Origin of the sequence: Bradyrhizobium sp. 2TAF36, from assembly GCF_052114925.1 — a bacterium.
GTDB classification, from domain to species: Bacteria; Pseudomonadota; Alphaproteobacteria; order Rhizobiales; family Xanthobacteraceae; genus Bradyrhizobium; species Bradyrhizobium barranii.
On sequence record NZ_JBFRFR010000044.1, the window covers coordinates 22,395 to 45,561 of the forward strand.

Consider the following 23,167-nt stretch of genomic DNA (forward strand, 5'->3'; position numbering starts at 1 on the left):
CGCCGGCGCCCCTCTGGCGGAGCCGGGCGCGCGGAACTGGCCCGGTTAACCGCCGATCTTGCGCCGGGGTGACGCGATTCCCGGCCGGCCCGAATGCGATGTCGAGATGACCATTTCGAAATCGCCCGCCGGCACAGATGGCCGTGCTTGCCCGCTCGAAGACAGGCGAGCTAACCTGCGCATATCCTGCGAAGCTTTCTGCCAAGTTCGATGTGCGGTGATGATCGACAGTTGGACGAAGGGCGCTCTGGTTGCGATCGGCCTGTCTGCCGTGCCTGCGCCGGGCGTCGCGCAGGACGATCTCGATGCTGCGCCCGGCACGATGACGCTGCAAGTGACCACCGATCCCTCCATGATCGAGTGCCGCAAGCTTGAGACGGTCAATCCCGCCTTGCTCGCGTTCCTGCCGCTGCGCCGGACTTTCAACGATGACTTTGACGAGCATCCGCTTGCGACAGGTCGCTGGGTGCCGCATTACGCCGGCGGTGCGGCGTGGCCGGAAGCGCGCTATTGGGGCGGTGACGGCTCCGACTTCAAGCGCAAGACCAGCGCCAATGGCGAGCAGCAGATCTACGTCGATCCGCGCTATTCGGGGCGTGCGGGGATGCCGCTTGGGCTCGATCCGTTCAAGGTGAAAGACGGTGTGCTCTCGATCGTCGCCAGCCGCACGCCGCCGGAACTGAAGTCCGTTCTGTTCAACAACGAGTACATCTCGGGAATCCTGACCACGCAGGGCACGTTCGCGCAGAAGCACGGCTATTTCGAAATCCGCGCCAAGGTGCCGGTCGGTCACGCCGTGTGGCCGGCGTTCTGGATGCTGGCGGACGACGGCGGCTGGCCGCCGGAGGTCGACGTGCTGGAAGGCCGGGGCGAACGGCCCGGCGATCTCGTGATGACGACGCATTGGCGGATTCCGTCGACCCAGAAGATTCAGTCCTGCGGCTTTGACTATGCGGTCGGCGATGCCTCCAGCGTGTTCCACAATTACGGTGTGCTGTGGGAGGAGGATCGCCTGGTCTATTTCATCGACCGCAAGCCGGTCTCCGACATCAAGGTGCCGATCGGCTTCGACGATCCCATGTACATGATCGTCAATCTCGCGATCGGATCGAAATTCTTTCTCGGTGTCGGTCCGGTCGATGCGGAATCACCGCCCACCGTCGCATTCGAGATCGACCGGATTTCCGCCTATCAGATCGACATGGAGCAGGCTCGGAGATAGCGATGTCAGCTGATGTCTCGCGGCGCGATCTTGCGAAGCTCGCGGGGCTCGCCGCGCTTGGTGCAGCGGCGGGTGCCAAAGCTGCAGATAACAAGGCTGCGGATAACAAGGCTGCAGATAATGAGACGCCCGCATCGGCCGATCGCCACGCGCCCTTTCCCAAGGACTTTTTGTGGGGCACAGCGACCTCGTCCTACCAGATCGAAGGCGCCGTCGATGAGGACGGCCGCGGCCAATCGATCTGGGATGTCTTCAGCCACACGCCCGGCAAGATCGAGGACGGCTCGACTGGCGACCGCGCCAACGAGCATTATCACCGCTACAAGGACGACGTCGCGCTGATTAAGGCGCTCGGCGTCAAGGCCTACCGCTTCTCGATTGCGTGGCCGCGGGTGTTTCCGGATGGATCGGGCCAGCCCAATCCGAAGGGGCTCGATTTCTACAACCGGCTCGTTGACGAGCTGCTCGCGAACGGCATCGAGCCCTATGCGACGCTCTATCATTGGGACCTGCCACAGGTGCTCCAGGATCGCGTCGGCGGCTGGCAGTCGAGCGACACGTCGAAGGCTTTTGCAGATTACGCCGCCTATGTCGCCGCGCGCCTGACCGATCGCGTCAAAACCATCTTCACCGTGAATGAGGTCGGGCGCTTCGTAAATTTCGGCTATGGCTGGGGCATCGACGCGCCCGGCCTCAAGCTGCCGGCGGCGCAGCTCAACCAGGCGCGCCATCACGTCGCGCTGGCGCATGGGCTTGCCGTGCAGGCGATCCGCGCGTCGGGCCGCGCCGGCACCCGCGTCGGTGCCGCCGAAAACATCGCGGCCTGCGTGCCCGCGATCGCAACGCCGGAAAATATCCGCGCCGCCGAGATCGCGACGCGTGAGCTCAACGCCGGCTTTCTTGGCGTGGTGCTGGAGGGCAAGTACACCGACGGCTTCCTCGCCTATGCCGGCGCGGATGCGCCGAAATTCACCCCTGAGGAATTGAAGATCATCGGCACGCCCAACGATTTCGTCGGGCTCAACATCTACGCGCCGCAATACTACGTCACGGCCTCTGATCGCGCGCCGGGCGTCCGCGTGCTGCCGTTCCCAACCTCGTTCCCGCACATGAACTCGGAATGGCTGCGGGTCGGCCCTGAGGTGATCTACTGGGCCCCGCGTCTCGCCGCAAAAATCTGGAACATCGAGACCATCTATATCAGCGAGAACGGCACCTCGTCCGAGGACAAGATTTCCGCCGACGGCCAGGTCTACGATCTCGACCGCATCATGTTCCTGCGCAATTACCTGACCCAGATGCAGCGTGCGATCGCCGAGGGCGTGCCGATTCGCGGCTATTTCCTGTGGAGCCTGATGGACAATTTCGAGTGGATCTACGGCTACGGCAAGCGCTTCGGCCTCTACCGGGTCGACTTCGAGACCCAAGCGCGCGTGCCGAAGCTGAGCGCGGCGTTCTATCGCGACGTGGTGATGCGGAATGCGATCGGGGTGTGAGCCGAAGGCGACGCTTCTATCGTCGTCTTGCGCACATCGAACTTACGGCTCGATCTTGCATTCGAACGGGGGCGCCAGGGATGGCGCGGGATTGACATCGGAGCATGCGATCCCCGGGACCGAATGGTTGCGCCGGTCGATCGGGCACCATCTACCTTCTTGCCTGGCCCAGGCGATGCCACGATTGCGTGGCGCGAAATAGACGGGTTCGTCATATTGCGGCTCGACCATCACGTGTCCTGCCGTGTCGACCAGCCCCCATTTGCCGTTTCTCAAGAACGTCAGAAGTCCGAAGTCGAGATTGGCGCCGACGCGCTCGGCATCGGCGTCGATCCAAACCTCGCCGGCGGGAGACAGGATCACGCGCTTTCCGCCAGCCTGCGACATGAGCGCGCTGCTGATATCGCACATGACGCCCGGGCGAGGTTGCATGACCCAGGATTGATCCTTGAGCCGCATGATGCCTGTCGCTCCGTCGGTCGAAGCAAAGACGGTGCCGTCTTGTCGGATTCGAACGGCGTCGAATTTGGGCTCGATCAGCCATGTCCCATCCGATTTCATGACGCCGCGCTTACCGTCAATGGACGCGACAAAGGGATCGGGATTGGTCGAAAGGTAGTCGAATCGGGGCTCGACGAGCCAACTCCCGTCGGACCTGATGCGTCCCCATTTGCCATCGACTTTGGCATTCCTGGCATCCCGTCCAATTCGCACGACTGCCTCGAACTGCATCGGCGCGATAGGCTGCAAGCGTGCGTCAACAAGCTGGAACGTGTCTCCGGTTTGCAGGGTGTACGGCGGTGCGGCGCCGCATGTCGCATCGATCAACCGGCTTCCAGGAGGTTGCAGAGGATTTCCGCCTTCCGTGAAATACAGCCATTGCTTGTTCTTGTAGGCGATCAGCCGCTTGTCTTCACAATGCTGGACGGGTTGATCGAACGCTGCGTCGAGCACAGTACGGCCGTCGAGGTCCAGAAGACCCCAGTGGTCCGCCTGCTTGAAGTGCCATCCGTACGGCACCTCGGAGGAGCCTTCGTTACGGGCAATCGCCAGATAAATTTGCTGGTGACTGGTTTGGAATATCCAGGATCCGGACTTGTCAATCACGCCGAAGCTGCCGTCTCGTTCTGCCGATGTGCGCCCAACGCCGAGCCTGAACGGCCAGGCCGTGTCGAAGACGGGCTCGATGGCGAATTTCCCTGTGCCATCAATGAAGCCAACCTTGCTGCTGAGAGTCACGCGCGCCAGGCCGTCACTTAGGGCTTCCGCCCGCTGAAACTTCGGCTCGACCAGCCAGCTTCCATCGGCTTGCAACAACCCCCACAATCCGCCTCTTTCGACCCAGCGAACTGATGGACTAGTCTTGTCGAATTCGCGCGATGGCGGCGCCGCCGGTTCTATCCATTGTCCGGAGAGATCGATCACGCCATTCGTCTTGAATTCGAAGGGGGCGGAGACACTGACGCTGTTTGAGGTGTAGGTGGTCCTTATCCCCGAGAAATCCTCGGCGCCAATGGTTCCGCCGCGTCGCGGAAAATCCGACACGCGGAAGCGGTCGGGACCGATCGCCTCGATGAAGCCGTATGTCGGCGCGAAGATCATCTTGCCGTCACGATCGATCAGGCCCGACTTGCCCCCGACCTCGACTTGCGCAAAGCCAAACTTGTAGTCGTCCACGAGGCCGTATTGCGGTGCGGCGACCTCGTGCCCCTCGTCGTCGACGAAGCCGTACAGTCCTCCGCTGCGAACTGCGGCGCGTTTGTCCGAGAAGTCGCCGACCCAATCGTATCGCGGCGGCACGGCCACCGAACCGTCAGGCCGAACCGCGCCGCACAGGCCGCCCGGGAAGGTGCACACGGCCAACGGAGAGTCCACCGGCTTGCCGGATCCCGAGCGGTCCTTGGCCGCGATCTCGGCTTGAAGGACGGCCTTGCCGACAGGCGTAAGCTCCGACGGCATGTCCTGTGCAGTCGCGCCATTCGTGAACGCGAGAACAAACAATGCGACTCTGAACCAGCTGCATGCACCCATCGCGACTTTCCCGGTATTCCGATTTTGGTCGAATACCGATGATCCGTGGCGAGAACGTGTCAGAACATGGTGTTGCAACCTAAGAGATTGCGCCGCATCGAGTCTGGCGAGTACCGCAGCTGAACGCGGCGTTCTGTCGTAACGCTTGGGCATCGCGGCCGCTCCGTTGCAATCGAAACAAAGATCCCGCGATTGGAAACATTCCCGTAGTGCGGTCCACGCACAGAAAGGTGGTGAATCGAACCAAAGGAATAAGTATGAGCCGTCATTTTGGGCAACGCGCGGTTGTCATCGGAGCGGGGATTGGAGGATTGTCTGCCGCCGGTGCGCTTTCTTCCGCCTTCCAGGAAGTCGTCATTCTCGAACGCGATGTCCTGCCGGCTTCGATCATGTCCCGCGCCGGCGTTCCCCAGGATCGGCATCCGCATCTTCTTCTGGCCGGTGGGCTGCAGGCCCTCGACTCCCTTTTCCCGGGTTTCGCGCAGGATCTTGCCGCCGCCGGTGCAGTTCCCGTGAATGTCTTCAAGGACGTCCAGTACGAGCGGCCAGATGTCGGCGCGCTGCCAAGGCGCGACTGCGGGACGTCGCTGCTGTGCGGCTCGCGGCCGCTGATCGAGCATACGCTGCGCCGAAAGGTGACTGCGATCGCCAATGTCAAAGTGCAATCGCAGAGCCGCGTGATGGAGATTGTGCCGGCTGCAACCCGGCCGATGGTGAAGTTCGAGAACGACGCAGGCGTTGGTGCGGCGATCGAGGCGGATCTCGTGGTGGACGCATCCGGCCGCGGCGCGCCGACGCTCGGCCTGCTCGATGTGCTTGGCTGGGAGCGGCCGCAGGAGACCGTCGTGGGCGTCGACATCAGCTACACCACCGCGGTTCTGCGGCCGGGGCGAACCTCGTTCGACTGGCAAAATCTGGTCACGTTGCCCGATCCCGCCGCGTCGGCGACAGCCGGCTTGATCATTCCTCTCGAAGGCGGGCGCTGGTTTACATCGATCTCCCATCACGGCGCGACGAATTGCCCCGGCACGTGGGAGGACTATCTTGCGGCTGCGCGCCAATTGAAGACGCCGGCGATCTACAACGCAGTCTACAAGCTCTTGCCACCCGGAGGCCTCCGGCATTTCGTGTTTGACGCGAGCCGCTGGCGGCATTTTGAACGGCTCAAGCGGCTGCCGCGCGGGATTCTCCCCGTGGCGGACTCGCTGTGCCGGTTCAATCCGGTCTACGGGCAGGGCATGACGGTCGCCGCGCGAGAGGCAAAGTTGCTGCGCGAGATCCTGGATCGCGTCGCCGGGGAGGCGGACCCGATCGAGGCCCTCCAGGCTGGGTTCATGTCCGAAGTGGGCGCGCTGCTTCAGGCACCCTGGAACATGGGCGTGAACGCTGACTTCGCCTATCCAACCACGCGCGGCGAGCGCCCGGAGCGGTACGAGGAAAGCCGGCAGTTCGAAGCCGCTCTATTCCGGGCTGTCGTGGCCGATCCGGTGGTCCAGCGCGCGTTCTCGGATGTCGTGCAACTCATGGAGCCGTTCGACCTGATCAATTCGCCCGATATCCGCCAACGAATCGAGGCTCATTCGCTGGCGCAGAATGCGTGACGTTCGATAAAACGAACCGAGGACCCGACGGGTCCTCGATCTTTCGATTTCAGCAGGTCGCACGAACGGCCGAGCGCGAACAGCGTCGCCCTACGGATCCAGCTCCGTATCCCAGTAGAGATAATCCAGCCAGCTGTCGTGCAGATAGTTCGGCGGGAACAGGCGGCCGTTGCGGTGGAGCTGGTGCACGGTCGGCGCGAACGCGCTCTGGCGCGGAAACATTTTTGCCTGCGCCGGCGTCAGATTACCCTTGCGCAGATTACAGGGCGAGCACGCCGCGACCACGTTCTCCCAGGTGGTCTGGCCGCCTTTGCTGCGCGGGACGATGTGGTCGAAGGTGAGGTCTTCGGGCGAGCCGCAATATTGGCAGGCAAAACGATCGCGCAGGAAGACGTTGAATCGGGTGAACGCGGGATGCGTGGTCGGCTTGACGAAGGATTTGAGCGAGACGACGCTGGGCAGCTGCATTTGCAGCGTGGGACTGTGGACCGCCTGATCGTAATGCGCGACGATGTTGACGCGGTCGAGGAACACCGCCTTGATCGCGTCCTGCCACGACCAGAGAGACAGCGGGTAGTAACTCAGCGGCCGGAAGTCCGCATTCAGCACCAACACCGGCCAACTGCCTTGCGAGACATGTGCGTTCAAGTAACGCTCCTGGCCTCCAATATACGCTGCGAAGCAGCATGTACTGACATACTACATGCAGCGTGACGGGATTGTGAAGCCCGTTGAGCGACTTATTCAGATGCACGCAATGCGGCGGCGGGGTGGCAAAGCGCTCAAAACCGCCGTGATTTGGGGGGCGAGGACGACGCCGGGGGGAGGCAGGGTCGGCCCGACAGCGCATCGCGGCTTCGCCCGCCCAACTATTCCCGCACCCGCTCCAGCTTCTGCAAGCACCGCGTGGCGCGCACCACGGCCGGCATCTCCTGGTCCGGAAAACTCGTCTTCCAGTCGGTGACGCCGACCTCGCCGACATAGATGTCGCCCTTCGAATCCAGCGCGATGCCGTGCGGAGCCAGGAATTTTCCGCTGGCGACACCCGGCCCTTCTTCGCCGCCGAGCCGCGCGATGCGTTTGCCTTGTGCGTCCACGATCGACAGCCGCGGGCCGAGATTGGGCACCTTGCGGTTGACGGCGAGGCCCGGGCCGAGCTCGCCGATTACGAATGTCGGGCTCTTGCCGCCACCACAGTAGCACAGTGCGCAGGGCCGGTGCAGGTTGTTCCACTGCGTCTCGTACCTGCCCTCCCCATCGAACACCTGCACGCGATGGTTCTCGCGGTCGGCGACATAGACAAAACCGTCGGCGTCGGCGGCGATGTTGTGCACGATGTTGAACTGGCCGGGATCGGTGCCGGGCTCGCCCCAGCTCTTGAGCAGCTTGCCGTCCGGCGTGAACTTGTGCACGCGCGCATTGCCATAGCCGTCGGAGACGTAGATATCGCCCTTCGGCGACAGCGCGGTATGGGTGCAGCGATGGAACGGATCGCCGCTCATGAACGGCGACGGCTTCTCGGGGATGCCGATCGTCAGCAGGACCTTGCCGTCGGTGGTGCATTTGCGCACGGTGTGGTCGCCGTCATCGGTGCAGTAGAGATTGTCGTCGGCATCGATGTGCAGGCCGTGCGCGCGGGAGAACAGGCCTTCACCCCAGCTTCGGAGGAAATTGCCCTCGCGATCCAGCACCACCATCGGATGGCCCCCCCGGTTGAAGACGTAGACGCGGTCCTTGCTGTCGACGGCGACCGAGGCGACGTCGGTCAGCGTCCAGCCGTCGGGCAGCTTCGCAAAATTGTCGACGACGCGGTAGCGGTGCTCGCCGGTGCCGAGAATGGCAGGCATTTGTTTTTCCTCTTCTTCGTTTCAGCGGCGCGATCGTCTCTACACTGTCATTGCGAGCGCAGCGAAGCAATCCAGACTGTCTTCGCGGAAAGATCCTGGATTGCTTCGCTGCGCTCGCAATGACGAGGCTTAAGCGGCGCCCGCCTCACGCCCCAAAATCCCTTCCTCGATCGCCTTGATCTGGAGCGCGAGATATTTCGAGTTGATCCGGCACTGCGCGAGGCTGCCGGCGATGAACCACAGGCCGGGCTGCTTCGTCCGCGCGTACATGTTGCGCAGCTCCAGGCCGTCGCCAAAGCCCCAGACCGGGCCGACGCGGTCGGCGACGCCGTCGCCGAACAGTTTTCGCACCAGATATTCCTGCGGCTTGTAGCCGGTGGAGAGCACGATGAGGTCGGCCGGAATGGTCGCGCCGTCCTTCATCCGTGCGCCTTCGGCCGTGAAGCTCTCGACGTCTGCAAACTGCCTGAGCCCGATCGCGCCCTCGACGATCAGGTTGGAGCAGCCGACATTGAAATAATAGCCACCACCGCGGGTGAGGTATTTGAACTGCCAGCCGGTGCCGGCCTCGCCGAAGTCGAGCTTGAATCCGACTTTGCGCAGGCCGTCGAGCAGCTCCTTGTCGAGCTCCTTCGACTGCTCGGTCAGCATCACATGGGTTTTCTTCGCGAGCGGCGTCGGCATCGAGGTCGCGATCAGGTCGTTGTCCTCGAGCGTGCCTTCGTTGTAGGTCGCATAGGCGAGCTGGGCCGACGGCTCGATATTGGTGACCAGCGTCGGCGAGCGCTGCACCAGTGTCACCTCGGCGCCGCTGGAGCAGAGATCCTGCGCGATGTCATGGCCGCTGTTGCCGGTGCCGATCACGATGGCGCGCTTGCCGGTCCAGTTCTCGCCGTCCTCGTAGCGGCTCGAATGCAGCAGCGTGCCTTTGAAATTGGCGAGGGTCGGAATATCAGGCACATTCGCGATGCCGCTGACGCCAGTCGCCATCACCACATGGCGCGGCCGCATGGTGCGCTTGCTGCCGTCGGCGCGCCGCAGCGTGACGGTCCAGCAGCCCTTCGCGTCGTCATAGCTGCCGCCCTCGAACTCGGCGCCGGTCCAGAAATCCAGCTCCATCGCGTCGACATAGGCTTCGAACCAGTTGGCGAGCTTGTCCTTCGGGATGTAGGTCGGCCAGTTCGGCGGGAACGGCATGTAGGGCAAATGATTGACCTGCACCTGGTTATGCAGGGTCAGCGCGTGATAGCGCTTGCGCCAATTGTCGCCGATCCGCGTCTCGCGATCGACGATCAGCGTGTCGATCTTCAATTGCTTCAGCCGTGCTGCAATCGCAAGGCCGGCCTGGCCGCCGCCGACCACCAGCACGGCAGGAACGCGATCGGCGTAGTCGCGGGCTGCGTTACGCAAATCGAGCCAGTTCGGCCCGCGGAAATCGCGTGAATAGGCCTGCCCCCGCGGACGCGACGTGCCGAGTTGCTCCTCGAAGCCTTTGAGCTCATCGAGCGCGGTGAGCAGCGTCCACGCCTTCAGCCGGTCGCCATCGGCGGTATCGGGCACGAGCCGGACGATGCCGCTGCCGCGACCGATCACGGTCTCGAAATTGAAGATGATCTCGATATTGCTGGTGCCGGCGCGCGTAACCCAGCGCGGCGCCGCGCGGTTGGGCGCGATCGTGAAGCTGGTCGGCGCCGCCCGTGGCGCGAGCGCCCTCAGCGCTTGGGCAATCCGGTCGTGGCCCGCGATCGTTTGCAGGTTCCAGCTCAGCGCCAGCACATCGCGCCAAAAACTGTCGGCGAGGAAGAGATGGTCCAGTGCGGCCGGATCAGGCTTGCCGAGCGAGCGCTCGAACTCATCGAGCCAGGCTTGCGCCGAGACGGAAATATCCTTCGTCTTGTCCAGCATGCGCGACCTCGTGGCCGTCTTCGCGGCGTTTCCTCTGAGGTTGACGCTATACCGGTTCGAGGAGCCTCGAAAGCGGTTTACCCGAGCAGAGAGAGCATGTGGCCCTGCTCCGGCGGAATACGCCCTTTCAGCGTATCGAGAAACACCTGCCGCACCGCGTCGGGTCCGCGGCTCTCGACCACGGTCAGGCTTCTCTCCAGGAGCGGCGCAAAGCCGGACCATGCCGCGCCAAAGCGCTGCTCGATGCCGCCCGGGCCCCATTCCTTGGCGCGCTTGCGGATCTGGTCAGGCGCGAAGAACCAGCGCGGCTTTGCACCGGGCAGCTCGCCTTCGTCGGGCTCGGTGGCGCGATGCGTCAATCCGACGCGTACGGAGCATTTCATCCGGTCGCCGAAGTGCCGATGCAATCCGGCGCGCAGCGCACTGTTGCCGGCCATGTCAACGAAGGCGATCGGCGCGCCCGATGGCAACGACGCAATGCGGTCATAGGTGACGACCTCGTCACAGCAACCGAGCGACGAGACAAAGTCGACATTGCCGGCGGACGTCAGCCCGATCACCTTGCGGCCGCGCGCGTGCAACAGATGCGCAAGGCCGAACGCGGTCTTGCTCGAGGCGCTGGAGAGCAGCACGGTGCGGGCGCCGAAATCGTCGTTCTCGGCCAGAAAGTCGTCGACCAGGAACGACAGCATGAATAGCGGCCGCAGCAGCGCCTGGTAATCGCCCTTCCGGCCGGCGTAAGCGGGATCGCCGCTGACGCGGGCATAGGCGTTGTAGACCGGCGCCACGCCCTGCCGGTGTGCGGCACCGTCGCGAAGGCCGCGCTTGCTCACGTCGGTCGCCTCGATGACGAGATGCGTCGCCATCGGGAAATAGCCGAACAGGCGCTCGCCCACGGCGATGTTCGGATGACTGGACGCGAGCACCTCGCCAAAGCCCCATACCGGAATGTTGCCAAAACCGTTCGGCGCGGGAAAGAGCTGCCAGTATTTCAACTCGTCGCCCATCACCGCATAGGTGATGTTGTTGGCGGTGAAGGCGAAGCGGTCGACCTTCACGAGCAGGGCGTCAGGCGGCAGCGTATCCGCGCCGGGAAGCTCGGTCGTGACCACCTTGCACTGGTCGAGGTTATCTTTCGCAACGACGAAGTCGATCGATGTCATGGCTTTGATCCGGGCTCTGTCTGCGCCGGCATTTCATCGTTCACCCATGATCTTTTTGCAACAGCAACATAGTTTAAAACGCCGTTCGCAGCCGTTCGTTACGCGCCGGCGCGTGCGTGGCCCGCCCAATAGGGCTCACGCAGCTTGCGCTTGAAGATCTTTCCCGTCGCCTCGCGCGGCAGCGCGTCGCGGAATTCGACGTCCTTCGGCACCTTGAAATTGGCAAGCCGCTCGCGCAGGAACGACTGGACCGCCGCGGACGAGAGCGCTGCGCCCGGCTCCGGCTCGACATAGGCGCAGAGCCGCTCGCCAAATTCCGCGTCGGGAATACCGAACACCGCGCAATCGCGCACGCCGGGCATTCCGATCAGCGCATTCTCGATCTCCGCCGGATAGATGTTGACGCCGCCGGAGATCACCATGTCGCGCTTGCGGTCGCACAGGAACAGATAGCCGTCCTCGTCGAGATAGCCGACGTCGCCGACGCTGACGAGACCGTCGCGGCCCGCCTCGGCGCGGGCCTCGGCCTTGCCGTGATAGTCGAAATCCGGCACCGAGGCCTGCCGCATGTAGATTTCACCGGGTTCGTTGACGTCGCACGGGCTGCCGTCGGCGCGGAAGATCTTGACGACACCGCCCTCGATGGCGCGGCCGACGGTGCCGGGCTTCTTCAGCGCCTCCGCCGCGGAGTGCCACACCGGAATTCCGGTCTCGGTCGAGCCGAAATATTCGTTGATGACGCCACCCCACCAATCGATCATCGCCTTCTTCACGTCGGGCGGGCAGGGCGCCGCGCCATGAACGACAAAGCGCAGCGACGACAGGTCGTAACGCCGCTTCACGTCGTCGGGCAGCCGCAGCAAGCGGACGAACATCGTCGGAACCATATGCATGTGCGTGACGCGATGGCGCTCGATCAGTTGCAGCAGGTCTTCGGGATCGAAGCGCGGCTCCAGCACGATGGTGCAGCCACTGCGATAGGCTAGCATGCCGTAGGAGTGCGGAGCGGAATGGTACATCGGGCCGTTCATCAGCACGACCTGATCCTCGTTCGGCTTCACACCGTAGGCGATCGCCCCGACGCGCTCGGAGGCTGCGACCTGCTCGGGGCGCATCGGCATGCGCCGCACCCCCTTCGGCATGCCCGTCGTGCCCGACGTGTAGAACATCGGCGCGCTGCGGCGTGGCGGCTGGGTGAGTTCCGCCTGGCTGTCCCGCCATTTGTCCCAATCGGTCAATCCGTCCGGCACCTTTGCGAGTGCAGCGGGGATGTCGAACGCGCCGGCGATCTCCGGCGGCGTCGGCACGACCATCAGCGCCAGTTCCTCCGGCAGGCCGTCGCGAATCTGCGGCAGCAGGTCGGCATGGCAGATCAGGATGTCGGCGCCGCTGTCGGCCAGGATATAGCGGACTTCGGCAGCCTTCAGATGCCAGTTGATCGGCACCACCGGTCGGCCGAGCGCGGCGGAAGCCGCGACCACCTCGAACAGGGCGAAGTCATTGCGCAGCATCATGGCGACCGGCGTGCCCTCGCGCCCGCCGAGCGCGCTGATCCCGCCTGCGGCCCGCCTGATCCGCGCATGGAGTTCTGCATAATCGATCCTGCGCTCGCCGCTGATGATCATGGGATGTCCTCTACCGGTCATCGAGAATGCCGCCGAACGGCACCCAGCTCTTGCCGTTGAAGCGGCGGAGCTGCAGCTGCTGGAACGGCAGATAGTCGTCCGGACCGGTCGACACGCTCATTCCGGGCAACAGCAGCGGCAGCTTCACCTCTTTCAGCGACGCGGCCTGCTTCAAGATGTTGTCGCGGCTGACATCGTCCTTGCAGGCGTTCAGCACCGTCATCAGCAGCGTGGCATAGTGATAGCCCGCGGCGTAGTTGGAGTTCGAGAGATCCGCGGTCGGCATGTATTGCTTCATGAACGCGAAATATGACTTCACGCCGGGATCGTCGGCCCATTGCGGGTCCATCGTGTCCTTCTGGTTGCTCGACGAGATCAGCCCGACCGCATTGTCCAGTCCCGCCGGCTCCAGGAACGAGATCGAGGAGGCCGAGGTCGGCACGAACAACAGCTCCGGCTTCCAGCCGATCTCGGCTACACCCTTGACCATCTGCGAGGTGAACTTGCCGAGCACCACGCCAAACAGCACGTTGGCGCCTGACGCTTTCAGCGTCGAGAGCTGCGAGCTGATCGTCGGCGCGCTGGTCTCGTAGCTCGCCTCCGCGATGATCATGCTTGCGGCCTTGGGCCCGAGCGCGCGCTTGAAGCCCGCGACATAGTCGCGGCCGAAATCGTCGTTCTGGGACAGGATCGCGATCTTCGCGTCGGGCTTGGCCTGCAAGATATACTTGGCATAGACGACGCCCTCGGATTCGTAGGCCGCCATGCCTGGCATCGTCCAGGGATTCTTCTGCGGATCGGCCCATTTGGTGGCGCCCGAGAGCACGAACAGCTGCGGCACCTTCTTGGCGTTGAGGTAACGCTGCACGGCGCTGTTGGTGGCGGTGCCGAGCGAGCCGAACATCATCAGCACCTCGTCCTGCTCCACCAGCTTGCGGGTCTGCTCGACCGTCTTCGGCGGCGAGTAGGCGTCGTCCAGCGTGATGAACTTGACCTTGCGGCCGTTGATGCCGCCCTCCGCGTTGACCTTCTCGAAGAACGCCTCCTGCGTCCGTCCGATCGCGCCGAAGCCGGATGCCGGACCGCTATAGGGCAGGGTCTGCCCGATCCGGATCTCGTCCGCACCGGCGCTGCCGGCGGCAAGCGTCAGCAAAGACAGGCCTGTCAGCGCGGCTGTCAGCTTCATGATGTCCTCCCGTTTGTCTTGTCAGTCCAATTTTCTTGTCGGACCAAGCCGTCAGGCGCTGGCGCGCATCAGGAAATCCTGCCGGGCCTGATCGAATTCGCCCTTCATCCGGTCGACCAGCTCGGCCACCGGCGGCGCATCCAGGATCTGGCCGATGCCCTGGCCCGAGCCCCAGATGTCGCGCCACGCCTTGGATTTCATGTTGCCGCCGGAGCCGAAGTTCATTTTCGTCTTGTCGGCAACCGGGAGATTGTCCGGATCGAGCCCGGCGGCGGCAATCGAGGGGCCGAGATAGTTGCCGTGCACGCCGGTGAACAGGTTGGTGTAGACGATGTCGTGCGCGGCGTGCTGCGTCAGCGCGGACTTGTAGGCTTCGTCGGCATTGGCTTCCTGTGTCGCGATGAAGCGCGTGCCCATATAGGCGAGGTCAGCGCCCAGCGTCAGCGCGGAGGCGATACCAAAACCGTCGCTGATTGCGCCCGACAGCAGGATCGCGCCGTCGAACCATTGCTTGACCTCGCGCACCAGCGCGAAAGGCGACAGCATGCCGGCATGCCCACCCGCGCCGGCGCAGACCAGGATCAGGCCGTCGACGCCCTGCTCGGCGGCTTTCCGCGCGTGCTTGACGTTGATGACATCGTGGAACACCAGCCCGCCATAGGAGTGCGCGGCCTCGACGATCTCGGCGGGCGGCCGCAGCGAGGTGATGATGATGGGCGCCCTGTGCTTCACACAGGTTTCCATGTCCTTCATCAAGCGGTCGTTGGAGGCATGGCAGATCTGGTTGACGGCGTAGGGCGCGACCTTCTTGCCGGGATTGCGCGATTTGTATTCGCCGAGCTCGTCCTCGATGCGGCTCAGCCACTCGTCGAGCTTTTCCACCGGACGGGCGTTGAGCGCCGGAAACGAGCCGACGACACCGGCCTTGCATTGGGCGATCACCAGCTCCGGCCCGGAGACGATGAAGAGGGGCGAGCCGACCACGGGCAGCTCCAGATTGTTCTTGAGCAGAGCGGGCAGTGCCATCCGATCCTCCTGACGACGCGCGTCAACGGCCTGCCGGCCGGGGTGAGCGCTTCCATGTCGATTGTCGCGCCGGCGGGGTGTCCGCCGCTTGCGTGTTTGACCCCACTATAGGGTTGGACGGCGCGCAGGGGATCGTTCAATATTGAACAAGCGGATATTCAGATTTGTACGGAGCCGGCGGTGGATTGGGATCTCTGCAAGACCTTCGTCGCGGTCGCCGACACCGGCAGCTTCACCGCGGCGGCAAAGCGCCTGCACGCCAGCCATCCGACCGTCAGCCGCAAGATCGCGGCGCTGGAGGCGCAGCTCGGCACCAAGCTGCTGGCGCGGGCCGCCGATGGCTTCGTGCTTACCGCCGATGGACGTACGCTGCGAGAGCATGCCGAGGCGATGGCGGCTGCCGCGCTCCGCGCCGAAGCCGCCGTAGGCGCCGGCGGGCGTAAGGCGCGCGGCACGGTCAAGCTGTCGATCGGCGCAACGCTGGCCTCGCACTGGCTGATGCCGCGGCTGCGCTCTTTTCTCAGCGCACATGATCACATTCGGCTCGAGATCATCACCCATCCGTTTCCGGCCAGCGTGCGCCGCCGGGAAGCCGACGTCGTGCTGCGCCCGGTCGACAGCGGTGAGGAAAATCTGGTCGGTCGCAGGGTCGGCCGCCTCGGCACCGGCTTCTATGCCTCGCGCGACTATGCCGCGGGCCGGTCCATGCCGGAGCGGAGCAGCGAGTGGAAGGGGCACAGCGTCATCGGCTTCGCCGACCAGGATTCGAACGCGCAGCTGGCGCGCTGGAGCGATGCGATCACCCGGCAAGGCACCATGGTGATGCGCTGCTCGTCGCAGGGCGACATGCTGGCGGCGGTGCGCGCCGGAATCGGAATCTCTGCGCTGTCCTGCTTCGTCGCGGAGAGCTATCCGGACCTCGTGCGCGTCGCGCCGCAGAAACTCGTCAGCGTCGCCGATCTCTGGCTGCTCGCCCATCCCGATCTGGTCGAGTTGTCCGCGGTGCGGGCCGTCGTCGACTTCGTGGCCGAATGCGCCCGCGCCGATCGCGAGCGGCTGCGAGGCTAGGGGGCCTGGTGCCCCGGACGCAGCGCAGCACGCAGTGATGCGCTGCTGAGCCGGGGCCCATGCTCCAACTCGCCAAGCCCATGGGTCCCGGCTCTGCGGTGCGTCACTTCGTGCCGCACCGCGTCCGGGACACGACCTATCTGTCGTCGTCAGGCCTGACCTGCGATGACACCTTCGCGCTTCTTGATCACGCGATAATAGCTCCACCACAGATGCGCGGCTGCTCCGCGCAGGGGACGCCAGGGTTCGGCGAGTGGCGCCATCTGCTTTTCCGTCGGCCGCGCCTTGAGCCCCAGGCCAACTTTGATCCCCTCCTGCACGGCGATGTCGCCGGCCGGCCAGGCATCGCCGTGTCCAAGGCAGAACAGCAGATAGACATCGGCCGTCCACGGACCGATGCCGGGCAGCGCGATCAGCGTATGGTGCGCGGCCTCGGCGTCTTCCTCGGCGAGCACGTCGAGGTTCAGCCGCTGCGCATTGATCTCGCGCGCGAGATGTTTCAGCGTCTTGATCTTGGCGGCGGACAGGCCGAGCCGTCCCAGCCGGTCGGTGCGGGCGCGGCTCACGGCCTCATGGTCGAACGGATCGAACGCGGCCGACAGCCGCCCCCAGATCGCTGCGGCGCTCGCGGTCGAAAGCTGCTGCCCGCAAACGATGTGGGCGAGCCCCGTAAAACCCGGCTCACGCCGCCGCAAGGCGGGCATGCCGGCGATCTCGAGCACGGGCTTGAGGCGCGGGTCGCGCTTGATCAGCGCGTGGACGGCCTCTTCGAGATCGGACTGGGTTTCGAGGTGGATGGTCATTTGGGTCGGCAAACTCTCTCCGGCGTCAGGGCCGGGCTTGACCCGGCCATCCACGTCTCTCTAACCACACGACATGTCTAGCATGGGTGACAGTGTTCGTATCTGTCCACGACTTGACACGATCGCTGTATCGCACCGAAGAACGTGGATGGCCGGGACATAGGCGAGCGGAAGCGACGCCGTCCCTTCGGACGGCTATGCCCGGCCATGACGAGTTTCACCGCATGGCGCCACCCGTTTTCCGTTTTGCCCCCAGTCCGAATGGCCTCTTGCATCTCGGCCACGCCTATTCGGCGCTGCTCAATTTCGACCGCGCGCGCGAGACCGGCGGGCGGCTGTTGCTGCGGATCGAGGACATCGACGCGACGCGCTGCCGGCCGGAATATGAGACGGCGATCTACGACGACCTCGCCTGGCTCGGCATCGCCTGGGAAACGCCGGTGCGGCGGCAGTCGGAGCATCTCGCGGTTTATCGCGCCGCGCTCGAAAAACTCTCTGCACTTGGTCTCGTCTATCCCGCGTTCGAAAGCCGCGCGGAGATCGCCAGGCTCGTGACCGCGCGCGAGGCCGCCGGGCCATGGCCGCGCGATCCCGATGGCGCGCCGCTTTATCCGGGTGACGCCAGATCGCTGTCGGCCGGCGAGCGCGACCGGCTCATTGCATCTGGCGTGCCTTACGCGCTCCGGCTCGACATGGCGGCCGCCTGCCGACACGTTGCCGGTCTGACCTGGAACGAGCTTGGCGAGGGGCCCGATGGCGAGCGCGGCATCGTCGCGGCGCGACCGGAGGCCTGGGGCGACGTCATCCTGGCCCGCAAGGAGACGCCGACCAGCTACCATTTGTCCGTCGTCGTCGACGACGCGCTCCAGGGCATCAGCGAGGTCGTGCGGGGGCAGGACCTGTTTCACGCCACCTCGGTTCACCGCCTGCTCCAGGTCCTGCTCGATCTGCCGGAACCCGCCTATCGCCACCACGCGCTGATTCTGGACGAGGCGGGCCGGAAGTTGTCGAAATCGGGTCGCTCGACCGGCCTGCGCGAGCTGCGCGCTGCCGGCGCCACGCCCGCCGGCATCCGCCGGTTGGTGGGATTAGGTTAAGTTTCTCTGGGGGTTAGCGAAACGCCGCCGTGACTCCAGGGGTTCCGCCGTGCGATGCTTGCTTGAGAGCCTGGGGATCGAAGGGGACCCTTCGAAGGGATTCATGGCGGCGAAAACGCGCTCAGCGCGCACCACGCGAACGTCCAGGCGACCGCCTCGGAAGCGGTCCGGGGCGACCGGCCGGTTGCGCAAGCGCAGCGCCAAGGCCGTGGCGCCGGACGTGGTCCAGGCCGCGCTCGCCGCCTTCGCCCATGAGGTCCGTACCCCCCTGACCGGCATTCTCGCGATCAGCGACCTGCTCGCCACCTCCGATCTCGGCGAGCGGGAGCGGCGCTGGGCCGACACCATCAAGGCCGGTGCCGAGCATCTGGCGAGCCTTGCCACCCTGTTCGTCGATGCCGCCAGGACCGGCAAGGGGGCGGGCAAGGGTGGAAGTGCCTTGCGGCAGGACTTGTTCGATCTGCGCGCGCTCGCCCGCAGCGCCGGCGATTCGCTCGCCGGACGCGCCGCGGCCAAGGGCCTCCAGGCCCAGGTCGATATCTCCGAGAAGCTGCCGGGGCTGGTGGTCGGCGATTCCGTCCGCCTGCGCGCCGCGCTCGAGAACCTGATCGACAATGCCGTCAAATTTACCGAGCAGGGCGGTGTCGCGCTCGCGGTCGCGCCTTGGCGTCCCGCCAAAGGCAAGGCCAGAGACAAGGCGAAGGGCAAGGTCGGCGTCGCCTTCGCGGTGTCCGACAGCGGCATCGGCCTGACCATGGCCGAGATCAAGCGGCTGTTCCGCCCCTTCACCCAGGCCAATGTCACCATCGCCTCGCGCTTCGGCGGCGCCGGCTTGGGCCTTTCCTCGGTCAAGCAACTGGCGCGCGCGATGGGCGGCGACATCACGGTCGCACCGCGGCGCGGCGGCGGCGCCACCTTCACGTTGACGATGTCGCTCGACGCGACGGAATCGCGCAAGTCCCGCAAGTCGAAGGGCGAAGCCGAGGCGGATGCGATAGCCGCGCTGCGCGTGCTCAGTGTCGAGGACAATCCGTTCGGCCGCGTCGTGCTCAACACCATCCTGACCGAGCTCGGCCACCATGCCGAGTTCATCGGGCGCGGCGAGGACGCGGTGAACCGGCTCGCGCAGGGCGCGTTCGATGCGGTGCTGATGGACATGGTGCTGCCTGGCATCGACGGCGTCGAGGCCATCAGGCGGATCCGGACCATGCCGGCGCCGCTGGCTCAGATCCCCATCATCGGCGTGTCCGGCCGTGGCGAGGACGAGGCGGCCTCGCGCGAGGCCGGCGCCGACGCCTTCCTGGTCAAGCCTGTGTCTCCGCGCGCTTTAGCGACTGCGCTGCTTGAAGCGAAACGCCGTGAGGAAGCTGCGACTTGATGATCGCGGCGTTGAGTTCGCCGCCGTAGACGAATATCGCGGCGATGAAATACAGGAACACCAGCGCGATGATCACCGAGGCGAGCCCCGCATACATCGTCACGTAGTTGTTGGCGAAGCGCGCCAGATATTGGCCGAACACGATGCCCGAGATCAGCGACGCCACGATGGTGAAGACGATGCCGGGCAGGATCTGGAGGAAGGTGCGCCGTCCCGCCGGCAGCCAGGCATGCAGGATGATCAGCGCCACCACCAGCGCACCCACGGTGATGCCGTAGCGCAGCCAGGTGAGGATGCTCTCGTTCGACTCGACGACCAGCGGGATATGGCGCCGCGCCGCCTCGATGAAGAGCGGGCCAAGCACGATCAGGAACGCCATGGCGAGCGCGGTGAAGGCCGCGACCAGCGTGTAGCCGATCGATTCAAGGCGCAGCCAGTACCAGCGCCGCATCTCCACCACCGCATAGGCGCGGTTCAGCGCGACGCGCAGCGCCTCGACGCCGTTGGAGGCGAAATACACCGACAGCGCTGCGCCGATCGTCAGCACGCCGGTGCGGGTCGTGGTCAAAACGTCGTGGACTTCCCCCGAGATCGAATCGGCGACCTGCTTGGGCCAGACCTGAAGCATCAGGCTTGCGGCCTGATCGGCAAGTTCCTTGGAGCCGAAGAAGCCGGCGAGCGAGGTCAGCACGATCAGGAACGGGAACAGCGCCATCAGCGTCGACAGCGCGATATGGCTCGCGATCGCCCAGCCGTCGTCGGCGAGGAAGGTGTAGAAGGCGTCTTCCACGACGACGTAGATGGTGCGGATTGCCCTCACGCGCCCACCTACACGACAGGTGCCGCTCGCTCGCCCCGTGCGCGGGGAGAGGCGAAAAAGCCGGGCAATTGGCGCAGACCAGAAATCATCGCACTACCATCTGATATTATTGACCTAAAAGCCAGATCGCGAAGCGCCCCCGCCGTCATTCCGGGCTCGATGCTTCGCATCGCCCCGGAATGACGGCGGCGGCTGCCGCGGCACCATGGCGCATCCGCAAGCACGGTGTTATCTACCCCAAATGGCATCTCTCCTGAGTACTTTCATCCTGCCGGTAGCGGCCGGCGCCGTGGCGGTGGTGCTGCTGCTCGGTCTCGTCAACATGATGCGCGGCGGCTCGCCAAACACCTCGCAGAAGCTGATGCGCTGGCGCGTGCTGCTTCAGTTCGTGGCGATCGTGATTGCCATGCTCTCGGTCTGGGCGATGGGGCGTTAAAAATGGTCACGCTGAATCGCATCTATACGAAGACCGGTGACGACGGCACGACGGCGCTCGGAACGGGCGAGCGCCGTCCGAAATACGATCTGCGCATCGAAGCCTATGGCACCGTGGACGAGACCAATGCCGCGATCGGCGTTGTCAGGCTCCACACCCATGACATGTCCGAGTTCGACGCGATGCTCGGCCGCATCCAGAATGATCTGTTCGACCTCGGCGCGGACCTCGCGGTGCCCGAGCGTGAAGGCAAGGCCGAGCGGCTGCGGGTGGTGGCAAGCCAGGTCGAGCGGCTCGAACGCGACATCGACGCGCTCAACGACAAGCTGGCGCCGCTCACCTCCTTCGTGCTGCCGGGCGGCACGCCGGCCGCCGCCTACCTCCACGTTGCCCGTACGATTTGCCGCAGGGCGGAACGCGTGATGGTGGAACTGGCGGCCCGGCCCGGCGAGCCCGTGGGCGCTGCTGGCATCCAGTATATGAACCGCCTGTCGGACTTCCTGTTCGTTGCCAGCCGTGCCGCCAACGATAATGGTGCCGGCGACGTGCTCTGGGTTCCGGGCCAGAATCGCTGACCCATTGAGGTCRATATTTCTAAGGTCTAAAATTTGGCCCTGTCGCGCGTTGACCGGGCCGGATCAGGCCTTTAGGTTCCGCGCCAGTTGATAACCCCCCTCCCAAATTGAGTGAAAGAGGATCGATGAAGGTCTTGGTGCCGGTAAAGCGGGTGGTTGATTACAACGTCAAGGTCCGCGTCAAGGGCGATGGATCGGGCGTTGAACTCGCCAACGTGAAGATGTCGATGAACCCGTTCGACGAAATCGCGGTCGAGGAAGCGTTGCGCCTGAAGGAAGGCGGCAAGGCCACCGAGGTCGTCGTGGTTTCCATTGGACCGGCGCAGGCCTCGGAGACGATCCGCACCGGTCTCGCCATGGGCGCCGACCGCGGCATCCTGGTGAAGGTTGATGGCACCGTCGAGCCGCTCGCGGTCGCGAAGATTCTGAAGAAGATCGCCGACGAAGAGCAGCCCGGCCTGATCATTCTCGGCAAGCAGGCGATCGATGACGACAGCAACCAGACCGGTCAGATGCTGGCCGCGCTGCTCGGCTGGTCGCAGGCGACGTTTGCTTCGAAGCTCGAGGTCGAAGGTTCTGACTTCAAGGTCACCCGCGAAGTCGACGGCGGTCTGCAGACCGTCAAGCTGAAGGGACCGGCGATCGTCACCACGGATCTCCGTCTCAACGAGCCGCGCTATGCCTCGCTGCCCAACATCATGAAGGCCAAGAAGAAGCCGATCGCGGAGAAGACCGTCGCCGATTACGGCGTCGACGTCGCCGCGCGTCTCGAGGTTCTCAAGACGACGGAGCCGGCGGGCCGCAAGGCGGGCGTCAAGGTCAAGGACGTCGCCGAGCTGGTGTCGAAACTCAAGAACGAAGCCGGGGTGCTCTGATGACGACGCTTCTGATTGCCGAACACGACAATGCGTCGCTGAAGGACGCGACCAACAAGGCCCTGACCGCGGCTGCCGCACTCGGCGCGGATGTCGACGTGCTGGTGGCCGGCCAGAACGCCAAGGCTGCGGCGGATGCCGCCGCCAAGCTTGCCGGCGTGAAGAAGGTGCTGCTTGCCGAGGGCGAGACCTACGCCCACGATCTTGCCGAGCCGCTGGCCGCGCTGATCGTCTCGCTGGCTTCCGGCTATGACGCGATCGTCGCGCCCGCGACCTCGCGCTTCAAGAACGTGATGCCGCGTGTCGCAGCCCTGCTCGACGTCATGCAGGTCTCCGAGATCACCAAGGTGGTCGCCCCCGACACCTATGAGCGCCCGATCTATGCCGGCAACGCCATCCAGACGGTGAAGTCGAAGGACGCCAAGAAGGTCATCACGGTGCGCACCTCGACCTTTGCGGCGGCGGGTGAAGGCGGCAGCGCCGCCGTCGAGAACGTCGCTGCGGCGGCCGATCCGGGCCTGTCGTCCTTCGTCGGCGAGGAAGTCGCCAAGAGCGACCGCCCCGAGCTGACCTCGGCCAAGATCATCGTCTCCGGTGGCCGTGCCATGCAGAGCCGCGAGAACTTCGCCAAGTACATCGAGCCGCTCGCCGACAAGCTCGGTGCCGGCGTCGGTGCCTCGCGCGCGGCGGTGGATGCCGGCTATGCGCCGAACGACTGGCAGGTCGGCCAGACCGGCAAGGTGGTGGCCCCCGAGCTCTATGTCGCGGTGGGCATTTCCGGCGCGATCCAGCATCTGGCCGGCATGAAGGACTCCAAGGTGATCGTCGCGATCAACAAGGACGAGGACGCGCCGATCTTCCAGGTCGCCGATTACGGCCTGGTCGCCGACCTCTACCAGGCGGTTCCTGAGCTCACCGAAGCGCTCGCCAAGCTCGGCAAGTAAAAACGCGCTAAAAACACCGGCCGGAGTGGTACACTCCGGCCGGTTTTTCTTTTTCAAGGCGTTTTCTTT

General features: G+C 64.7%; 20 protein-coding genes. 10 read left to right on the top strand and 10 right to left on the bottom strand.

Annotation, left to right across the window (positions count from 1 at the left end; all coding sequences use genetic code 11):
• The first annotated feature begins 220 nt into the window (after positions 1-220).
• Complete coding sequence (locus AB4Z51_RS24715) at positions 221-1,222, top strand: glycoside hydrolase family 16 protein (protein ID WP_085401919.1); 1,002 nt, start codon at positions 221-223, stop codon at positions 1,220-1,222.
• Between the two features lie 2 nt (positions 1,223-1,224).
• Positions 1,225-2,718, top strand: a complete 1,494-nt coding sequence (locus AB4Z51_RS24720; RefSeq protein WP_085401920.1) for a GH1 family beta-glucosidase — start codon at positions 1,225-1,227, stop codon at positions 2,716-2,718.
• Between the two features lie 42 nt (positions 2,719-2,760).
• Here AB4Z51_RS24720 and AB4Z51_RS24725 read toward each other — a convergent pair whose 3' ends face one another.
• Positions 2,761-4,902 (bottom strand): WG repeat-containing protein, encoded by a 2,142-nt coding sequence (locus AB4Z51_RS24725; protein ID WP_135216228.1) that lies wholly within the window; start codon positions 4,900-4,902, stop codon positions 2,761-2,763.
• A gap of 56 nt (positions 4,903-4,958) precedes the next feature.
• Between AB4Z51_RS24725 and AB4Z51_RS24730 the strand changes: the two genes are divergently transcribed.
• Positions 4,959-6,350, top strand: coding sequence for an FAD-dependent oxidoreductase (locus AB4Z51_RS24730; RefSeq protein WP_244623343.1), 1,392 nt, complete (start codon positions 4,959-4,961; stop codon positions 6,348-6,350).
• A 90-nt stretch (positions 6,351-6,440) separates the two neighbouring features.
• On the opposite strand, the gene AB4Z51_RS24735 is transcribed toward AB4Z51_RS24730, so the two are convergent.
• From AB4Z51_RS24735 to AB4Z51_RS24765, 7 genes are all read right to left on the bottom strand, one after another.
• Positions 6,441-6,998, bottom strand: coding sequence for an HNH endonuclease (locus tag AB4Z51_RS24735; RefSeq protein ID WP_063985805.1), 558 nt, complete (start codon positions 6,996-6,998; stop codon positions 6,441-6,443).
• A gap of 221 nt (positions 6,999-7,219) precedes the next feature.
• Entirely contained in the window at positions 7,220-8,197 is a 978-nt protein-coding gene (locus AB4Z51_RS24740; protein ID WP_441498190.1) for a peptidyl-alpha-hydroxyglycine alpha-amidating lyase family protein, read from the bottom strand.
• Between the two features lie 129 nt (positions 8,198-8,326).
• Positions 8,327-10,102 carry a flavin-containing monooxygenase gene (locus AB4Z51_RS24745; protein ID WP_441498191.1) on the bottom strand — a complete coding sequence of 592 codons (1,776 nt, stop codon included), beginning with the start codon at positions 10,100-10,102 and terminating at the stop codon, positions 8,327-8,329.
• A gap of 77 nt (positions 10,103-10,179) precedes the next feature.
• The gene (locus tag AB4Z51_RS24750; protein ID WP_085401925.1) at positions 10,180-11,265 is read right to left on the bottom strand and encodes a DUF2855 family protein; all 1,086 of its coding nucleotides are present in this window, start codon (positions 11,263-11,265) and stop codon (positions 10,180-10,182) included.
• 98 nt (positions 11,266-11,363) lie between these two features.
• Positions 11,364-12,890, bottom strand: a complete 1,527-nt coding sequence (locus AB4Z51_RS24755) for an acyl-CoA synthetase (protein WP_085401926.1) — start codon at positions 12,888-12,890, stop codon at positions 11,364-11,366.
• Positions 12,891-12,900: 10 nt separating this feature from the next.
• The gene (locus AB4Z51_RS24760) at positions 12,901-14,076 is read right to left on the bottom strand and encodes an ABC transporter substrate-binding protein (protein WP_085401927.1); all 1,176 of its coding nucleotides are present in this window, start codon (positions 14,074-14,076) and stop codon (positions 12,901-12,903) included.
• A gap of 51 nt (positions 14,077-14,127) precedes the next feature.
• On the bottom strand, positions 14,128-15,102 hold the full coding sequence (locus AB4Z51_RS24765; protein ID WP_085401928.1) for an NAD(P)H-dependent flavin oxidoreductase: 975 nt from the start codon (positions 15,100-15,102) through the stop codon (positions 14,128-14,130).
• 180 nt (positions 15,103-15,282) lie between these two features.
• Between AB4Z51_RS24765 and AB4Z51_RS24770 the strand changes: the two genes are divergently transcribed.
• Positions 15,283-16,170 carry a LysR family transcriptional regulator gene (locus tag AB4Z51_RS24770; RefSeq protein WP_085401929.1) on the top strand — a complete coding sequence of 296 codons (888 nt, stop codon included), beginning with the start codon at positions 15,283-15,285 and terminating at the stop codon, positions 16,168-16,170.
• A 149-nt stretch (positions 16,171-16,319) separates the two neighbouring features.
• Here AB4Z51_RS24770 and AB4Z51_RS24775 read toward each other — a convergent pair whose 3' ends face one another.
• Complete coding sequence (locus AB4Z51_RS24775) at positions 16,320-16,973, bottom strand: DNA-3-methyladenine glycosylase family protein (RefSeq protein ID WP_085401930.1); 654 nt, start codon at positions 16,971-16,973, stop codon at positions 16,320-16,322.
• Positions 16,974-17,197: 224 nt separating this feature from the next.
• Between AB4Z51_RS24775 and gluQRS the strand changes: the two genes are divergently transcribed.
• Together gluQRS and AB4Z51_RS24785 are read left to right on the top strand one after the other, a co-directional pair.
• Positions 17,198-18,070: a tRNA glutamyl-Q(34) synthetase GluQRS gene (gluQRS, locus tag AB4Z51_RS24780; protein ID WP_085401959.1), complete on the top strand. Its 873-nt coding sequence runs from the start codon at positions 17,198-17,200 to the stop codon at positions 18,068-18,070.
• 103 nt (positions 18,071-18,173) lie between these two features.
• On the top strand, positions 18,174-19,448 hold the full coding sequence (locus AB4Z51_RS24785) for an ATP-binding protein (RefSeq protein WP_085401931.1): 1,275 nt from the start codon (positions 18,174-18,176) through the stop codon (positions 19,446-19,448).
• Here the strand turns inward: AB4Z51_RS24785 and AB4Z51_RS24790 are convergent.
• Positions 19,375-20,268, bottom strand: a complete 894-nt coding sequence (locus AB4Z51_RS24790) for a YihY/virulence factor BrkB family protein (RefSeq protein WP_085401932.1) — start codon at positions 20,266-20,268, stop codon at positions 19,375-19,377. The two genes, AB4Z51_RS24785 and AB4Z51_RS24790, sit on opposite strands and share 74 nt — an antisense overlap.
• Before the next feature lie 241 nt (positions 20,269-20,509).
• On the opposite strand from AB4Z51_RS24790, the gene AB4Z51_RS24795 reads away from it, so the two are divergent.
• From AB4Z51_RS24795 to AB4Z51_RS24810, 4 genes are all read left to right on the top strand, one after another.
• A complete protein-coding gene (locus AB4Z51_RS24795) occupies positions 20,510-20,704 on the top strand; it encodes a twin transmembrane helix small protein (RefSeq protein ID WP_085401933.1) in 195 nt (64 codons plus the stop codon).
• Positions 20,705-20,706: 2 nt separating this feature from the next.
• Positions 20,707-21,279: a cob(I)yrinic acid a,c-diamide adenosyltransferase gene (locus AB4Z51_RS24800; RefSeq protein WP_085401934.1), complete on the top strand. Its 573-nt coding sequence runs from the start codon at positions 20,707-20,709 to the stop codon at positions 21,277-21,279.
• A 125-nt stretch (positions 21,280-21,404) separates the two neighbouring features.
• Entirely contained in the window at positions 21,405-22,154 is a 750-nt protein-coding gene (locus AB4Z51_RS24805) for an electron transfer flavoprotein subunit beta/FixA family protein (RefSeq protein ID WP_071909337.1), read from the top strand.
• Positions 22,154-23,098 (top strand): electron transfer flavoprotein subunit alpha/FixB family protein, encoded by a 945-nt coding sequence (locus tag AB4Z51_RS24810; protein WP_063985793.1) that lies wholly within the window; start codon positions 22,154-22,156, stop codon positions 23,096-23,098. The genes AB4Z51_RS24805 and AB4Z51_RS24810 overlap by 1 nt, the downstream gene beginning before the upstream one ends.
• Positions 23,099-23,167 lie beyond the last annotated feature (69 nt).

Coding starts and splice junctions, on each gene's coding strand:
- AB4Z51_RS24715 (WP_085401919.1), top strand. CDS start 221: ATGATCGACAGTTGGACGAAGGGCGCTCTGGTTGCGATCGGCCTGTCT.
- AB4Z51_RS24720 (WP_085401920.1), top strand. CDS start 1,225: ATGTCAGCTGATGTCTCGCGGCGCGATCTTGCGAAGCTCGCGGGGCTC.
- AB4Z51_RS24725 (WP_135216228.1), bottom strand. CDS start 4,902: ATGCCCAAGCGTTACGACAGAACGCCGCGTTCAGCTGCGGTACTCGCC.
- AB4Z51_RS24740 (WP_441498190.1), bottom strand. CDS start 8,197: ATGCCTGCCATTCTCGGCACCGGCGAGCACCGCTACCGCGTCGTCGAC.
- AB4Z51_RS24745 (WP_441498191.1), bottom strand. CDS start 10,102: ATGCTGGACAAGACGAAGGATATTTCCGTCTCGGCGCAAGCCTGGCTC.
- AB4Z51_RS24750 (WP_085401925.1), bottom strand. CDS start 11,265: ATGACATCGATCGACTTCGTCGTTGCGAAAGATAACCTCGACCAGTGC.
- AB4Z51_RS24755 (WP_085401926.1), bottom strand. CDS start 12,890: ATGATCATCAGCGGCGAGCGCAGGATCGATTATGCAGAACTCCATGCG.
- AB4Z51_RS24760 (WP_085401927.1), bottom strand. CDS start 14,076: ATGAAGCTGACAGCCGCGCTGACAGGCCTGTCTTTGCTGACGCTTGCC.
- AB4Z51_RS24765 (WP_085401928.1), bottom strand. CDS start 15,102: ATGGCACTGCCCGCTCTGCTCAAGAACAATCTGGAGCTGCCCGTGGTC.
- AB4Z51_RS24775 (WP_085401930.1), bottom strand. CDS start 16,973: ATGACCATCCACCTCGAAACCCAGTCCGATCTCGAAGAGGCCGTCCAC.
- gluQRS (WP_085401959.1), top strand. CDS start 17,198: ATGGCGCCACCCGTTTTCCGTTTTGCCCCCAGTCCGAATGGCCTCTTG.
- AB4Z51_RS24785 (WP_085401931.1), top strand. CDS start 18,174: ATGGCGGCGAAAACGCGCTCAGCGCGCACCACGCGAACGTCCAGGCGA.
- AB4Z51_RS24795 (WP_085401933.1), top strand. CDS start 20,510: ATGGCATCTCTCCTGAGTACTTTCATCCTGCCGGTAGCGGCCGGCGCC.
- AB4Z51_RS24800 (WP_085401934.1), top strand. CDS start 20,707: ATGGTCACGCTGAATCGCATCTATACGAAGACCGGTGACGACGGCACG.
- AB4Z51_RS24805 (WP_071909337.1), top strand. CDS start 21,405: ATGAAGGTCTTGGTGCCGGTAAAGCGGGTGGTTGATTACAACGTCAAG.
- AB4Z51_RS24810 (WP_063985793.1), top strand. CDS start 22,154: ATGACGACGCTTCTGATTGCCGAACACGACAATGCGTCGCTGAAGGAC.